The organism is Mesorhizobium sp. M1169 (assembly GCF_040318345.1).
Taxonomy (GTDB): Bacteria; Pseudomonadota; Alphaproteobacteria; order Rhizobiales; family Rhizobiaceae; genus Mesorhizobium.
The window spans coordinates 23836-39754 of the sequence record NZ_JAMYME010000020.1 but is presented as its reverse complement, the minus strand read 5'-3'; the positions used below and the strand labels follow the sequence as shown (position 1 = coordinate 39754).

The following is a 15919-nucleotide window of genomic DNA, read 5'->3' as shown; positions in this document are numbered from 1 at the left end:
AAGCAACCAAGCGAAGTTCTAGGGATAGGGGGCAGCCCAAAACAGTTGGCACGAATGATGCAGACCAAGGAGATAAACCGCCAAGCCCGCATCCGGACAGGAGCCTGGAGAAACCGCCAATGCACATCGTAATCTGCATCAAGCAGGTGCCGGACTCGGCACAGATAAGGGTCCATCCGGTGACGAACACGATCATGCGCCAGGGTGTTCCGACTATCATCAACCCTTACGACCTGTTCGCCCTCGAAGAAGCTCTCAAACTGCGCGACGCCTATGGTGGCGAAGTCACCGTGCTCACTATGGGTCCGCCCATGGCAGAGGACGCGCTGCGCAAGGCGCTCGGCTACGGCGCCGACCGAGCGGTGCTCTTGACCGACCGCTATTTTGCCGGCTCCGACACGCTGGCGACCTCGTTCGCCCTTTCCCAGGCAATCGCAAAAGTTGGCGAGACGTTCGGCACGCCAGACCTCGTCTTCACCGGCAAGCAGACGATCGATGGCGACACCGCCCAGGTCGGGCCCGGCATCGCCAAGCGCCTCGGACTCCTGCAACTGACCTATGTCGCGAAGATCGCCTCTATTGACCTTGCTGCACGCGAGATCAAGGTCGAGCGCCGCTCCGAAGGCGGCACACAGATGCTGAAGAGCAGGCTCCCTTGCCTCATCACTATGCTGGAAGGCACAAACGAGATCCGCCGGGGCTCGATCCAGGACGCCCTGTGCGCCGCGCGCAGCCAGGTCTTGAAATGGAGTGCCGCCGACGCCGGCATTGAGGATCTCACCAAATGCGGCCTGCGCGGTTCACCGACGGTCGTCAAGCGCGTTTTCGCGCCTCCTGCGCGAGCGGAAAAGGCGGCAAAAATCGACACCGCCGAGATGGCTTTGCGCGATGTCGCTGACGAACTCATCACGGCAATCTTCACCCGCCAGCCGGCATTGGAACATGAGCTCGCCTTCAACGGCGGCGCGTGAGAGGGCAAGGATCAGACGATGTCGAACGCGAACCGAGAAACCCCTCGCCCTGCCGCCGGCCGTGCCGGCATAAAGAAGGAGCTGCCCGCGCATTTCAAGGACTACCGGCACGTTTGGGTTTTCATCGAGCTCGAACGCGGTCAGGTCCATCCCGTATCATTCGAACTGCTCGGCAAAGGCCGCAAGTTAGCAGACAAGCTTCAGGTCCAGCTTGCGGGCGTCGTGCTTGGACCGCCGGGAGAGGCCATCGGGAACGCCGTTGCCGAAGCCTTCGCTTATGGTGCCGACCTGGTCTACATCGTCGAGGAGCCGCTGCTCGCCGACTACAGGAACGAGCCTTTCACCAAGGCGATGACGGATCTGGTCGATACCCACAAACCCGAGATCCTTCTTCTCGGTGCCACCACACTCGGCAGGGATCTTGCCGGCTCCGTGGCGACGACCTTGCAGACAGGGCTCACGGCCGACTGCACCGAACTCGATGTGGATACCGACGGTTCGCTCGCCGCCACCCGTCCGACTTTCGGCGGTTCCTTGTTGTGCACGATCTATACGCTCAATTTCCGCCCCCAGATGGCGACAGTGCGACCGAGGGTCATGCCCATGCCGCAGCGGGCGGATAAACCGGTCGGGCGTGTCATCCGGCACAAGCTCTCGGTAGCCGAGGACGAGATCGTTACCAAAATCCTCGGCTTCCTGCCGGATAGTCAGTCGGCAAAGGCAAATCTTGCCTATGCCGACGTCGTGGTTGCGGGAGGCCTCGGTCTAGGCGCGGCGGAGAACCTGCAGCTTGTGAAGAATCTCGCGCGGGCAATCGGCGCCGAGCATGGCTGTTCGCGCCCGTTGGTCCAGAAGAGCTGGATGCCAGCTGATCGGCAGATCGGCCAAACTGGCAAGACCATCCGGCCGAAGCTTTACATAGCGGCCGGGATTTCCGGCGCCGTCCAGCATCGGGTTGGCGTCGAGGGGGCGGATCTCATCGTGGCCATCAACACCGACCCGAACGCGCCGATTTTCGATTTCGCTCACCTCGGGATCGTCACCGACGCGATCCGCTTCCTGCCCGCACTGACGGAAGCCTTCACCCGGCGGCTGTCGCCCCACAGTCGCGATAAGCTTGCGAGCTAAGGGATGGACATGATTGAGGAACAATTCGACGCCATTGTTATTGGGGCCGGCATGTCCGGAAACGCAGCTGCTTACACCATGGCCAGCCACGGCCTGAAGGTGCTGCAGTTGGAGCGGGGTGAATATCCGGGCTCGAAGAATGTCCAGGGTGCCATCATGTACGCGAACATGCTGGAGAAGATCATCCCGGATTTCCGGGACGATGCGCCTCTCGAGCGGCATTTGGTTGAACAGCGGCTTTGGGTGATGGACGACACATCCCATACCGGGATTCACTATCGGTCGGACGACTTCAATGAGGCGAAGCCCAACCGCTACACGATCATCCGTGCCCAGTTCGATAAATGGTTTTCGCGTAAGGTGCGAGAGGCCGGCGCGACGGTTCTGTGCGAGACGACCGTGACGGAACTCATCCGTGACGCCAAGGACAGGGTGATCGGCGTCCGCACAGACCGGGCCGGCGGGGCCATCTACGCGGACGTGGTCGTCCTCGCAGAAGGTGTATGCGGACTGCTTGGCACGCGGGCCGGGCTGCGCGAGATGCCGAAGCCGCAAACCGTGGCGCTCGCCGTCAAGGAAATGCATTTCCTGCCCGAAGAGGTCATTGAGCAGCGGTTCGGCCTCAAAGGCGATGAAGGCTGCGTGATCGAGGCGGTGGGCACGACCTCCCGCAGCATGGCCGGGCTCGGCTTCCTCTACACCAACAAGGAGTCGATCTCACTGGGCATTGGCTGCCTCGTCTCCGATTTCGCCGCGATGGTCGAGAGCCCTTACGTCCTCCTCGACGCCTTAAAAACCCATCCTTCGATCCGGCCGCTGATCGCCGGCTCGGAAGTGAAAGAATATTCCGCGCATCTCATTCCCGAAGGCGGCTACAAGGCTATTCCGCAGCTCTTTGGCGACGGTTGGGTCGTGGTCGGCGATGCCGCGCAACTGAACAACGCCATTCACCGCGAGGGTTCGAACCTCGCCATGACCTCCGGCCGCATCGCGGCTGAGGCAATCATCGAGGTCAAGAGCCGCAACGGTCCTATGACCAAACGGAATCTCGCCCTTTACAAAGCCATGCTGGACAAGTCCTTCGTGGTCAAGGACCTAAGGAAATACAAAGACATGCCGGCCTTGCTCCACACCAATTCCTGCAATTACTTCACGGCTTATCCGCGGTTGATGTCGCAAGCCGCGCAGAACTTCATGCGTGTCGACGGCACGCCGAAGATCGAGAAGGAAAAGGCGACCACGGCGGCCTTCATCAAGGCGCGCTCGCGCTGGGGGCTGGTCAGCGACGCGGTCCGCCTTGCATTGGCGTGGCGCTGAGGGGAGACGAAATGACGATCGCAGTGACGAAGTCACGTGTCGAGGACAAGCTTTACCAGAACCGCTACTTGGTGGATTCCGGCCGTCCGCATATCAAAGTGCGACCGCACGAGAGGCCAAGCGCGAACTTGCTCGCGCTGACCCACGTCTGCCCGGCGAAATGTTATGAGTTGAACGACAAAGGTCAAGTGGAGATCACTGCCGACGGCTGCATGGAGTGCGGCACCTGCCGGATTTTGTGCGAGACCAGTGGCGAGATCGAGTGGAACTATCCACGCGGCGGCTTCGGAGTCCTCTTCAAATTCGGATGAGGACGCACGCACCGTATCAAGAGGGTCAATCTTGGTACACCTGAGGTCGCGACCAACGCCAAGTCTATCTTTGCTTGAATTGCCGCGCCACGAAGAGAAGCTCGTGAATACTGTGCTTTCACAATTCAGACTCAGACACAAAAGGAGGAGCACTCTGGACGACAACCGCTGAGGTGTTTCCATGGCTCACGTACCGCAAGATCGGGTCGACGAGGTAGCACCTCGGGATACCCGCCCTGAACCGCCCATCAAAAGCATGCCCCAAGCAGATATCGCGCTCAGGGGACTCTACGAGATATCGAAGGTGCTGACCGCCCCCAGCGAGCTGGAGATTACGCTCGCCAATGTCGTGAACATCCTGCCTTCGTTTCTGCAGATGCGTCACGGAGCAATCGTCGTCCTGGACGCTGAAGGAGAGCCGGAGATTGCCGCAACTGCCGGCAATACCCACGCACCTCAATCAGGCACTCGCCGCGTCATACCACAGGCCATAACAGATCAAATCGTCGCTACGGGGACGCCGCTCTTCATACCGGACGTCCGCAAGTCCCAACTATTTCAGGCTGACCTTCAAACATCTTCGAGCAGCGGCACCATCCCAATTGCCTTTATCGGTATCCCGCTAAAGGCTGATCATAAAATCCTTGGGACATTGTCGATCGACCGCGCCGGAGACGGCGCCACCGACTTTCGCGACGACGAGGACACATACTTCCTGACGATGGTCGCCAACCTTGTCGGCCGGACGATCCGTCTCCATCGCATCCTGAGTACAGATCGTCAGCGGTCTGTCCATGAGCAATGGAGACCGGAGAAATCGCCCAACGAGGGGAGGACCTACGACCCTGCCCGGCATGCGGATGTCAAAATCGACGGGATCATCGGGGAAAGCCCCGCACTCAAGCAGGTGCTCGAAACCGTCTCGGTCGTAGCAGGGACCAATTCCACCGTGCTACTGCGGGGTGAAAGCGGCACCGGCAAGGAATTCTTTGCGCAAGCCATCCATAAGCTCTCACGTCGGAGGAAGAAGTCTTTCGTCAAATTGAACTGCGCCGCACTGTCTGAAAGCGTTCTGGAGTCAGAACTGTTTGGGCATGAAAAGGGCGCTTTCACGGGTGCTATCTCCCAGCGCGCCGGTCGTTTTGAATTGGCAAATGAGGGAACGCTGCTACTTGATGAAATCGGCGAGATTTCGCCGGCCTTTCAAGCCAAACTGTTGCGTGTCTTGCAGGAAGGCGAGTTGGAGCGAGTCGGCGGCACCAAAACGCTACAGGTCGACGTGCGCCTCATATGCGCCACCAACAAGGACCTCGAGACGGCCGTCATAAAAGGGGAGTTCCGGGCCGACCTTTATTACCGCATCAATGTGGTGCCAATTATCCTGCCTCCGCTCAGAGAGCGACCCGGCGATATTCCACGCCTTGCGAACGCCTTCCTCAACCGATTCAACAAGGAGAACGATCGCGCACTCGCCTTCGCGCCGTCGGCGCTTGACCTGATCTCGCAATGCTACTTCCCTGGTAACGTCCGCGAGCTGGAGAACTGCGTCCAAAGGACGGCCACACTTGCGCGTTCAAGGACGATCACGCCATCCGATTTCGCCTGTAAGAAGAGCCAGTGCCTTTCCTGGCTCCTCTGGAAGCGAGCCGACCGCTCGAATGGCGGCAATACCATCGACGATCTCGCACGGGTCAACGCAGTGCCGGTCGGATTGCGGCTGCCGGCCAGTCGCATCGGTGCCTCCGCAGGCAACGTATCTCCCCTTGCGGCCGGCGATCCAAACGATCCCGCTTGTCCCCCGCGTCTGACGGAACGCGACCGGCTGATCGACGCGATGGACAAGGCCGGTTGGGTTCAGGCCAGGGCGGCTCGTATCCTCGGCCTCACGCCGCGGCAAATCGGCTACGCGCTGCGCCGATATGGCATCGAGGTGAAGAAATTCTAGACGTCGTGATGACGTCAAACGTAAGTCCGGAGTAGTCTCCCTCACACCCTTCGCGCCCAAGGCTGGTAGCCTTCGCGACCCGATTTGCTTGTCCACTGTCGGAAGCCCGACAAAGATGTGTCGGAGCAATCCGACGGAATCCGACACGAAAGCCAATTCGTGAACCAAAACCGCTCTTTGAGCTGGCATAGCTCTTGCGGTTTGAACTGCGACATTCACCCAGCAACGGAGCCGTTCGATGTCCGCACCGGCAATTTCGCTTGAGAGCCTCAGCACGACATTCGGTGACCAGTTGCTTGCCACCGTGAAAGCCGGTGGCTGCGCGTCTTCGTCCTGCGGCTCGTCGATAAAGCCGGACGACACGGATCCGGCTATCTGGGAGAAGATCAAGGATCACCCCTGCTTTTCAGAAGAGGCGCATCACTATTTCGCGCGCATGCACGTCGCGGTCGCGCCCGGCTGCAATATCCAGTGCAACTACTGCAATCGCAAATATGACTGCGCCAACGAAAGCCGGCCTGGGGTGGTCTCCGAAAAGCTGACACCCGACCAGGCGCTACGCAAGGTGGTCGCGGTCGCCAACGAGGTGCCGCAACTCTCCGTGCTCGGCATCGCCGGACCGGGCGATGCCTGTTACGACTGGAAGAAGACGAAGGCAACGTTCGAACGAGTTGCCAGGGAAATCCCAGACATCAAGTTTTGCATCTCCACGAATGGGCTCGCGCTGCCGGACCATGTCGATGAGCTTGCCGACATGAATGTCGATCACGTGACGATCACCATCAACATGGTCGACCCTGAGGTCGGTGCAAAGATCTATCCTTGGATCTTTTACGACCATCGCCGCTACGTCGGCATCGAAGCCGCCCGGATCCTGCACGAGCGGCAGATGTTGGGTCTGGAGATGCTGACCGCGCGCGGCATCCTCACCAAAATCAATTCAGTGATGATCCCCGGCGTGAACGATGAGCATCTGATCAAGGTGAATAGATGGGTCAAGGAGCGAGGCGCGTTCCTGCACAACCTCATGCCGCTGATTTCGGACCCGGCGCACGGCACGCACTACGGACTGAGCGGGCAACGCGGCCCAAACGCAATGGAGCTGAAGGCTCTTCAGGATCGTGTCGAAGGCGGCGCCCAGTTGATGCGCCACTGCCGGCAGTGCCGGGCAGATGCCGTCGGCCTGCTCGGAGAGGATCGTGGCCAGGAATTCACAGTCGACCGGATTCCCGGCGAGGTCACCTACGATGCCAGCAATCGCAAGGCCTATCGGGAGCTGGTCGCGGAGGAGCGCCGTGATCACGTGGCGGCTAGGAGAGAAGCGATCGGATTGGTCAAGGCAGCGAGCCCCGGCAAGTCCCTTCTCTTCGCGGTGGCGACCAAGGGCGGCGGCCGCGTCAATGAACATTTCGGCCATGCGAAGGAATTCCAGGTTTATCAAGCCTCGCCGAGAGGGATCAGTTTTGTCGGGCATCGGAAGGTGGAGCAGTATTGCCTCGGCGGCTGGGGCGGAGAAGCCGCCCTCGATGGCGTCATCGCAGCGCTTGAAGGCATAGATATCGTGCTGTGCGCCAAGATCGGAAACTGCCCGCAGGATCAGCTCGCCGACGCTGGAATCCAAGCCACCGACGCATATGCCCACGACTATATCGAGACCGCAATCAGCGCGATTTACGCGGCCGCGTCTGGGACCCCCGCACTCGCGGCGACGGCCTGAGCGCGTCTCATCCATTCGGACCAGGAGTTAAAATGGCTTTCAAGATCATCGCATCCCAATGCACCCAATGCGGCGCCTGCGAATTCGAGTGTCCCTCCGGCGCGATCAAGTTCAAAGGCGAGAGCTATGTGATCGAGCCGCAAAAGTGCACCGAATGCGAGGGGGTCTTCGATGCGCAGCAATGTGCCTCGGTATGCCCGGTGCCGAAGACCTGCGTTCCTGCGTGACGGACTTTGGGCCGCCGACGTGGTCGGGGATGCCTTCGCAGGACGCCTGGAACGCCTTTGTTTACAATCTGCAGCCTCAAGGGAAATCAGGGAACGGACATGTCGCTCGGACGCGAAGAGGAGGTCGAAATCCGCAGGCCTCCACGATTCATGCCGGGAGAGCGGGTACGTGCCACTCGCCACATAAAGAATGACGGCACCTATCCTGGCAGGGAGATCGGCGAAAATCTCGTGCGGAAGGGCGACGAGGGATATGTGCGCGACATTGGCACCTTTCTCCAGCAGTTCTTCATCTATGCGGTCGAATGGATCGACCGTGGCACAGTCGTCGGCATGCGAGCGCGTGAACTGATGAGCCTCGACAAAGCCGAGGTGCCCTGCAGTGCTGATAGCAATACCAATGAAGGGACGGCCAGATGAAAGTCATGATCCGCAGGACCGATGCTGGCTTGTCGGCGTATGTCCCGAAGAAGGACCTCGAAGAGCCGATCATCAAGCTCGAGAAGGAAGAGTTGTGGGGCGGAACTGTGACGCTCAGGAACGGGTGGCGGCTCCTCCTACCCGATCTCCCACGGGATACGCGTCTGCCGATCACCGTCGAGGCAAGGAAGGTTTCCGAAGAGGACTGATGCTGCCCGTTCATAAGGTGCGTCGCGAGGAAACGAGCATGAACACAATCCTGACATCGGGCCACCTGGTCATCGTGCGGGACAGTTTTGCCGAAAAGCTGCTTGACCTTGCGAAGGAAGCGCTCGCCTCCGATGAGGTGATCCCCTATCTCGGTCCGGGTCTTCTTGGGTTCAACTGTGCGGAACCGCCTGTGCCGCATACGCCCGAGGTCGTTGCCGCGGCACTCAATGCACGGGCGCCAGCCCCTTCCAGGATCCGCACCAATATGTGGTCGGTTGCGCAGTTCATCGAACAGCGCCGGCATCGCCGAACGCTTCAAGCTTGGATGACCGACATATTCGCAGCGCCGGTGGCGCCGACCCTCCTCCACGCCTGGCTCGCAAGGCTGCCGCTCTCCCTCATCGTCGACAGCTGGTACGACGGCGCGATGCGCACGGCTCTCGTAGAGACCGGCCGAACGGACGTCGTTGAGATACAAGGCGTCACGCGGGCGAACGAAATCGGTAACATTTGGACGAAAACCTACGATTTGTCCGGGAGGGAACTCGACCCCCGATCGGGGGCAAAGACGGTTCTCTATACACCTCACGGGAGTATTAGGCCGGCGCAAAACTTTCTCGTCGCAGATTCCGACTATGTCGAAGTCCTGACCGAAATCGATATCCAGACACCGATCCCAGACGTGGTGAAGGAACGGCGCATCACCCGCGGATTTTTCTTCGTTGGCTGCCGCTTCAACGATCAGATGCTGCGCACCTACGCCAGGCAGATCATGAAGCGCTCCCGAGGTCCACATTGCGCGGTAATGGACGCGGAAACGCTGACCAGAAACGAAGCGCGTTTCCTTGCGGCAAGCGGAATCACGGTGATCGACATGCCAGTAAGTGAAGCCGCGGCTCGGCTTATAGGAACGGGCACTGCTGCAGGTGGTGGACAGGATTAACAATGGCGGGCCCCTTTGATGATTGGTCCTTCGGCTTGCCTCGAAGGCGCAAAATGCAGTCGGGAATACACCCGTGAGCAGTGATGCTATCGGCAGCGCAACGAACGCTCTGAATTCGTTGACCCATGTGGAAGCGGCGCGCTGGGGCCGGGATTTGAGTACGCTGTTGCGCATCACGCGTATGAATTTGCGGCATCCCTGGCAGGTCGCCTTCGCTATGGGCTCGACGGTCCTGGCGGCAATCCTCCAGTTGCTCATTCCCCAGCTTCTCGGCCGGGCCGTCGACCTGACCCAGACAGCCATCGGGGGCGGTGTCGCGGGGACCGCGGCAGGACAAGCGCTCTGGATCCCGGCTCTCCTGCTGCTCGCCGTCAGCGCGCTACGCGGCCTTTTCACGATGGCGCAGAACTATTTTGCCGAAGCCGTCGGGCATCATGTCGCGTACGAACTGCGGCTCGCCTACTACGACAAGATCCAGCGTCTCAGCTTTTCCTTTCACGACCGGGTCCATTCAGGCGATCTGATCACCATCGGAATGCTCGATCTCCAAGGCGTGCGGATGTATTTTTCCACCGCGCTCGTTCGCGTGCTCCTGCTCAGCATGTTGATCGGGATCGGCGCCTACATGATGATCTCGACCGATCCCATGCTCGGCCTGATCGCGCTGAGCTTCGTGCCTTTTGTCGCCTGGCGCTCATCGGCCACACAGCTTAGGCTGCGCGCCACCTGGCTCGACCTGCATGAGCGGCTTTCGGTACTAAGCCGCGTGATGGAGGAAAATCTCGCAGGCATCCGCGTGGTCCGCGCTTTTGCGGCTCAAGCCTATGAGATGCTAAAGTTCGACGGCGCTTCCAAGAACGCGCTCGACCTCGCCCACGACCGAGTTGACATCTACGTGCCCAGCACGTCGGCGATGACCTTGTCCTTCTTTTTCGCAATGGGATTGGTGCTCTGGATCGGTGGCAGCAGGCTCGTCGCTGGCGAGATCAGCGTCGGAACGGTGGCGACCTTCCTGACCTTCATGACAATCCTGCAAATGCCAGTCCGCCAGATCGGCCTCATGGTCAATGCCTTTGCCCGCGCTTCTAGCTGCGGTTCGCGGCTTTTCGGTCTCCTCGACCAGGAGATCACAATCAGGGATGCTCTCGAGGCCAGACCGCTCGAGATAAGCGACGGCACTCTGCGCTTCCACAATGTCTCGTTTGCGTACCCCAGCGCCGAAAACTGCGCCATTCTGAAGAACCTCAGCTTTGAGGCCCGTAGAGGCGAGACGATCGCGATCGTCGGTCCGCCGGGTTCGGGCAAATCGACGATGGCTCATCTGGTCCCCCGCTTTTACGACGTGACCGGTGGCGCCATCACGCTGGACGGCCAGGACATACGTAATGTCACCCTCGCGACGCTTCGCAAGGCGGTCGCCGTCGTACAGCAGGATGCATTCCTATTCACCACCACGATCGAGAACAACATCGCTTATGGCGATCCCTGGGCGAAGAGACAGCGAATAGAACGCGCTGGCGAATTCGCCCAGCTCCACAACTACATCCTCGGGCTCCCAGCAGGCTACGAGACGGTCGTGGGCGAACGCGGCGTCTCTCTCTCTGGCGGCCAGCGCCAGCGTCTCACGATTGCTCGCACCATGATGCTGCGCCCCTCCGTCGTCGTTTTCGACGACTCAACGGCGGCGATCGATGCCGGCACCGAGCAGCGCATCCGCGCGGCGATGCGGCGCTTCGCCAAGGATCGGGTGACGATCATCATCGCGCACCGGCTGAGTGCGCTTATGCACGCCGATCAGATCCTTTTTGTCGATAACGGCGAAATCGTAGAACGCGGCACGCATCAAGAGCTTTTGGCGAAGCGGGGACGCTACAGGGCCCTTTACGATCTCCAGACGCGCCCGGGTGATGACATTATGACCCAGTATGGGGGCGCCCGCTGATGGCGCAGGGCCGCGCCGGCGAACTCGAAGCCGAACGTGACGACGGCAGACGCCCTCCGCGCGCGGTTGTCGGCTCGCACCGCATCGAGGAGGAGATGTTCGGCCGGGCTTTCGACAAGAGCATCCTCCGGCGCATCTGGACCTTCGTCCGTCCCTATCGGGCCAGGGTAGTCATCACGATTGCAGCAATGCTGATCTTCACCGGGACGCAGCTTCTCATCCCGTTGATCATCCGCTACGCGATCGACCAGGGCATGAACCCGGCAAGGACCGATCGCTCAGCCCAGCTTGCGGCCGTCGGCGCGTTCGTTTTGGCGATTTTGGTCAATTTCGCTGCCGGCTACATGCAGGAAACCGTGGTTGGGAAAGTGGCCGAAACTGTCCTGTTCGACATCCGCCGCGCCATGTTTGGCCATCTGCAGAAGGTGTCGCTCTCCTTCATGGACAAGACCGAGGTCGGACGCCTCATGTCGCGCCTGCAAGGCGACGTCAACTCCATACAGGAATTCCTCGAAACCTCGGTATATTCCGTAGGCGATGTTGCGCTTCTCTTCGGCATCGTTTTCGTAATGCTGTGGCTCGACTTCCGCCTCGGCCTCCTGACGCTCTCGGTTCTGCCGGTCCTGGTGATCGTCCGCATTGTCTGGCTGCCGCGTGCCCGCGCCGCCTTCATGGCTGCACACGAGACTAATTCCGTCGTCAACGGCGCGCTGGCCGAAGCCATTCACGGCGTGCGCACCGTCCAGTCCATGGACCGCCAGCAGGTGAATTTCATCCTTTTTGACGACAAGGCCCATGCCAACCTCAGGACCCACCTGATCGCTGCCAAATATGCACTGGTCATGGTGCCTATCGTCGATGGCCTCACCGGCCTCGCCATGGCCGCCGTTATTGTGGTCGGCGGCTCGATGGTCATGAATGGCCGCATAGATGTGGGCGTATTGGTTGCCTACCTATTTTACATCCAGCGCTTCTTTGACCCGATCCGCTCACTCACCCTGCAATATTCGGTCATGCAGCGCGCCATGGCCTCAGGCAAGCGCCTGACCGATGTGCTCGACGTCAAGATCGATGTTCAGGACAAACCCAATGCCGAGGTGCTTTCGCCCGAAATGGACGGCTCGGTCGAGTTCAGGGACGTCACCTTCGGCTACAATCCGAGCCGTTCGGTGCTGAAAAATGTCTCCTTCCGGGTCAATCCCGGCGAGACGGTCGCACTGGTCGGGCCGAGCGGTTCCGGCAAATCGAGCGCGATGGCCCTAGTCCACCGCTTCTATGATGTTCAGCAGGGCCAAGTGCTGGTCGGCGGACATGATGTGCGCGATCTCACCCAGGAATCGCTCGGCCGCCAGGTCGCCATGGTGCTGCAGGAGCCATTCCTGTTCACCGGGACGGTCTTCGAGAACATTCGATACCACAAGACGGAAGCCACGCGCGACAAGGTGATCGAGGCCGCCAAGGCGGTCGGCGCCCACGACTTCATCATGAGCCTCGCCGACGGGTATGAGACCCAACTTGGCGAACGCGGCGACAACTTATCTCTCGGCCAGCGCCAGCTTATCAGTTTCGCCCGCGCCCTAGTCGCCGACGCCAAGATCCTCGTGCTCGACGAAGCTACCGCCAACATCGACAGCTACACGGAAATGCAGATTCAGAAGGCTCTGATAAAGCTGCTTGAAGGCCGCACTGGCCTCGTGATCGCCCACCGTCTTGCCACGACCCGGGGTGCCAACCGCATCATCGTGCTTCAGAATGGCCAAGTTGTTGCGACTGGCAACCACGATGAGCTAATAGGCATGGGCGGCCTGTATTCCAAACTCTACTATCTCAACTACGCCTCCTTCGACGACCTTCCCGAACACGATACGACCGTACAAGCCGGCTCCCAGACCTGACGTCTTGTCGGCCTTGTGGTACTGGCATTGACTTCGGGCGTGCCGGCGGACACTCAGGCCGCCGCAGACGAGGAAGCAGGCAGCATTCATGGAAAGCACTCGCGCACATCGTGAAGACCGGCTGCGAAGATTTCCTCCAGCATCGTTATCCGACCGCGGTGCACCCCGCGACATCGGGCGAACTCGCTCCAGGTGGTGTCGCTCGGCGTAGCAAAGCCGCTCGCGAGCGCGCCCTCAACAGCGCCGTAGCGAGTGACGGCTTTGCTACCGCCGAGCCGCTGATGAAGCTGGATCTGGGCGGCGCACCGGCGCCGCCCCTGGCGAGAAGAACCTCTGCGGCGGGCTATGGGCAACGACTAGCGCGAGCGCGACGAGCAGACGCGCCCGCATCGTGACGCGCTCGGCTCCTTAGGATCGTGCAGGTTCACACGATGGCCCAGACGCCAGCCAACGCACAAACCTGGTAATCTGTGCCGCCGGCTCGTCGTCAGTTTGGCCTCCCTCCCGATTGCCCGCCCCCACCACGTGCACGCTCGAGCACGTGGATGTGAGGGAGCGCTGTTACTACGATTTAACCTTCAGATCAGACCGCGAATTTCATGGTCAGCCAAGTCGAGCCATGATTTCGGATTGAATGGTCGTCGCGGTGTACAGGGAAGCATCTAGCGGCAGATTTCCAAATGCCAGTTGACAAAGAAGGTAGTTAGCACCTGCCTCTTCCAACTGACTGAGCAGAGCTTCTCGCACAGACGCTGCTGATCCTACCACGCACAATTCACGCTCTATTGCCGCATCGAAGGTCAGCGGCAGGTTTGGTGGAGTCGGGATGGCATTAAGGTCGTAAAGGAATTGGAAGCTCTTGAGCCATCGATCGTAAGCAGGTGCCGCGATCGAATACGCGTCTGTTTCAGAACGCCCAACCACGACCATGCGGAGCAATCCAATAAATGGCGCTTGATCGCCCGCGCCAGCGTTGTCCTCTCGATAGGCGCGGAACGCATCAGTAGTTTTGCGAACAGAAGAGGAAGGTCCTACACACGCGATATTTGCTCCATTCGCAGCGGCCCAGGCTGCGGACTCGGGTCGATTGGCGGCGACCCATGTCGGCGGATGTGGACGCTGATGAGGTCTTAGCGTCAAAGGAACGTCATTGAGCTCAAAATGGCGGCCTTGATAGCACAGCGTGCCAACCTTCATGGCATTAACAAGTATTTCAACAAGAATTTCGCTGGCTTCCGCATAGCGGCCCGGCACCGCGTCCGCACCAATCCCGAAGTAACCCAATTCGATCGGGAGAGCACCGCGCCCTATGCCCAGTTCGAGCCTGCCACCGCTCAACTGGTCCAGCATACAGATCTCTTCGAACGCACGCAGCGGATGATAAAGCGCAAGCAGCATCACCAAGGGTCCGAGACGCAGGCGCCGGGTGCGCTGGGCGACGCTCGATAAGAACAGATTCGGCGATGGACCTCTCCCATGGGGGGTACAGTGGTGCTCTGCGAGATGATAGGCATAGAACCCTAGCTGATCGCACGCCTCTGCTAATATCAGGCGATCTTCGTACTGCCGGGCGATATCGAGGCCGTCCTCGTCCAGATGATCGAAGATGCCGAAGGCTAGGTTTGAAGGAAAGACGTTTGTCACTCGATATTGTCCCCGATTTTAAAGAAAAATGTTGTCGTGCTTGGGTGACCAAGCAAGTCTAAAGATAGCAATGTGTGATATCGGATTAGCGTCAGCGTACCGAACGAGCAGAGCCTGACGCTCCCCTGCCTGTGGTGCTTGGTATGTTTAAGCTTCCAACTATATCGCGAGCGGCAGCAAGAAATGCATCCAATTGCTCTTTTGTGCCGATGCTGACGCGGATGCAATGTTCCAAACCATTGTCCGGAAAGTAGGCAACGAGTATCTTTTGCCTTTCCAAGGCTGCTTGCCACCATGAGCCGTCCTGTCCCGCTGGTACACGGGCTAGCAAGAAATTTGCGTGGGAGGGCGTTACGGAAAATCCAAGTTGCGACAGTGCGGCTGTCACTCGCTGTCGTTCATGTCTGATGTGCTTGTGGTTCTCTGCGTAGGCGCCGCGATGCGCAAGCACGCTGATACCAACCGCATGCCCAATCACGTTCATGTTGAAGACGTTCTGGATGTTGCGCAGCCTGCCAATAATCTCAGGGTGACCGAAACCGAAACCGACGCGAATGCCGGCGGCGGCATAGCTCTTCGAAAATGTTCTCAAGATCAGAAGGTTCGAATAACGGTTGATGAGGCGCAGCCCGTGATCGGGTGCAAAGTCGACGTAGGCCTCATCAAGGACGACCAGGCGATCCGATTGTGCCACGAGGCGTTCGATATTGCTTATCGAGAGGAATGTTCCGGTCGGATTGTTTGGATTGGCCACCAGAATGAACTTGGCGTCTTTTGCCGGACCGGAAAGCAATTGCTCCATTGGCAGCGAATGAGTTTGACATCCGATCTCGAGAAACTCAGCACCATGCAACATGGCAAGTTTGCGGTTGAACGAAAACCCTGGCGATATCATCGCCACCTTGTCGCCAGGGGCGAGGAAAGCTCTGTAGATGAGTCCGAGCAGTTCAGACGACCCGTTGCCTGCGATGACCTGATCCGTGGATACGCCATAGGTACTGGACGCTGCTTCCCTCAAGCTGATGTTATCGTCGTCCGGATACAGATACTGGCGATTGAGGGCCGCCACTGCACTTTGCATTATGATTGGCGGCAACGGAAACGGGTTCTCATTCGTATTCAGCTTGACAAAACTTTTGTCCGGCGCTGGTCCGTTGGACGGCAGAGCATCTAACTGTCGCGTCCCTTGCGGAAGAGACGAAAGCACAGCTTGCAGTTTTGCATCGGACATATTTTATCTCCGTTTCAG

14 protein-coding genes are annotated in these 15919 nt (G+C 59.5%); 12 read left to right on the top strand and 2 right to left on the bottom strand.

The features are described 5' to 3' along the window. Positions 1-119 precede the first annotated feature (119 nt). From NKH41_RS19725 to NKH41_RS19670, 12 genes are all read left to right on the top strand, one after another. A complete protein-coding gene (locus NKH41_RS19725) occupies positions 120-971 on the top strand; it encodes an electron transfer flavoprotein subunit beta/FixA family protein (RefSeq protein ID WP_352480508.1) in 852 nt (283 codons plus the stop codon). A gap of 18 nt (positions 972-989) precedes the next feature. Beyond that, positions 990-2099, top strand: a complete 1110-nt coding sequence (locus tag NKH41_RS19720; RefSeq protein ID WP_352480509.1) for an electron transfer flavoprotein subunit alpha/FixB family protein — start codon at positions 990-992, stop codon at positions 2097-2099. 9 nt (positions 2100-2108) lie between these two features. Beyond that, positions 2109-3416: an FAD-binding protein gene (locus tag NKH41_RS19715; protein ID WP_023678244.1), complete on the top strand. Its 1308-nt coding sequence runs from the start codon at positions 2109-2111 to the stop codon at positions 3414-3416. A gap of 11 nt (positions 3417-3427) precedes the next feature. Further along, a complete protein-coding gene (locus NKH41_RS19710; protein WP_023678245.1) occupies positions 3428-3727 on the top strand; it encodes a ferredoxin family protein in 300 nt (99 codons plus the stop codon). 181 nt (positions 3728-3908) lie between these two features. Further along, a complete protein-coding gene (gene nifA / locus NKH41_RS19705; protein WP_036238852.1) occupies positions 3909-5672 on the top strand; it encodes a nif-specific transcriptional activator NifA in 1764 nt (587 codons plus the stop codon). A gap of 238 nt (positions 5673-5910) precedes the next feature. Further along, positions 5911-7389 carry a nitrogenase cofactor biosynthesis protein NifB gene (nifB, locus tag NKH41_RS19700; RefSeq protein ID WP_352700536.1) on the top strand — a complete coding sequence of 493 codons (1479 nt, stop codon included), beginning with the start codon at positions 5911-5913 and terminating at the stop codon, positions 7387-7389. A gap of 32 nt (positions 7390-7421) precedes the next feature. Beyond that, the gene (locus NKH41_RS34145) at positions 7422-7616 is read left to right on the top strand and encodes a 4Fe-4S dicluster domain-containing protein (protein ID WP_023678248.1); all 195 of its coding nucleotides are present in this window, start codon (positions 7422-7424) and stop codon (positions 7614-7616) included. 99 nt (positions 7617-7715) lie between these two features. Beyond that, positions 7716-8036: a nitrogen fixation protein NifZ gene (locus NKH41_RS19690; RefSeq protein ID WP_352450751.1), complete on the top strand. Its 321-nt coding sequence runs from the start codon at positions 7716-7718 to the stop codon at positions 8034-8036. Continuing rightward, positions 8033-8245: a putative nitrogen fixation protein NifT gene (gene nifT, locus NKH41_RS19685; RefSeq protein WP_023678250.1), complete on the top strand. Its 213-nt coding sequence runs from the start codon at positions 8033-8035 to the stop codon at positions 8243-8245. Before NKH41_RS19690 ends, nifT begins: the two co-directional genes overlap by 4 nt. Positions 8246-8283: 38 nt before the next feature. Then, positions 8284-9189, top strand: coding sequence for an SIR2 family NAD-dependent protein deacylase (locus NKH41_RS19680; protein ID WP_352933386.1), 906 nt, complete (start codon positions 8284-8286; stop codon positions 9187-9189). Positions 9190-9262: 73 nt separating this feature from the next. Continuing rightward, positions 9263-11131 carry an ABC transporter ATP-binding protein gene (locus tag NKH41_RS19675; RefSeq protein WP_352594663.1) on the top strand — a complete coding sequence of 623 codons (1869 nt, stop codon included), beginning with the start codon at positions 9263-9265 and terminating at the stop codon, positions 11129-11131. After that, the gene (locus NKH41_RS19670; RefSeq protein WP_352933382.1) at positions 11131-13026 is read left to right on the top strand and encodes an ABC transporter ATP-binding protein; all 1896 of its coding nucleotides are present in this window, start codon (positions 11131-11133) and stop codon (positions 13024-13026) included. Before NKH41_RS19675 ends, NKH41_RS19670 begins: the two co-directional genes overlap by 1 nt. Positions 13027-13629: 603 nt before the next feature. Here NKH41_RS19670 and NKH41_RS19665 read toward each other — a convergent pair. Together NKH41_RS19665 and hisC are read right to left on the bottom strand one after the other, a co-directional pair. Beyond that, positions 13630-14670 carry an LLM class flavin-dependent oxidoreductase gene (locus NKH41_RS19665; protein WP_352594659.1) on the bottom strand — a complete coding sequence of 347 codons (1041 nt, stop codon included), beginning with the start codon at positions 14668-14670 and terminating at the stop codon, positions 13630-13632. Between the two features lie 91 nt (positions 14671-14761). After that, positions 14762-15901 carry a histidinol-phosphate transaminase gene (gene hisC / locus NKH41_RS19660; protein WP_352860322.1) on the bottom strand — a complete coding sequence of 380 codons (1140 nt, stop codon included), beginning with the start codon at positions 15899-15901 and terminating at the stop codon, positions 14762-14764. Positions 15902-15919: the final 18 nt, after the last annotated feature.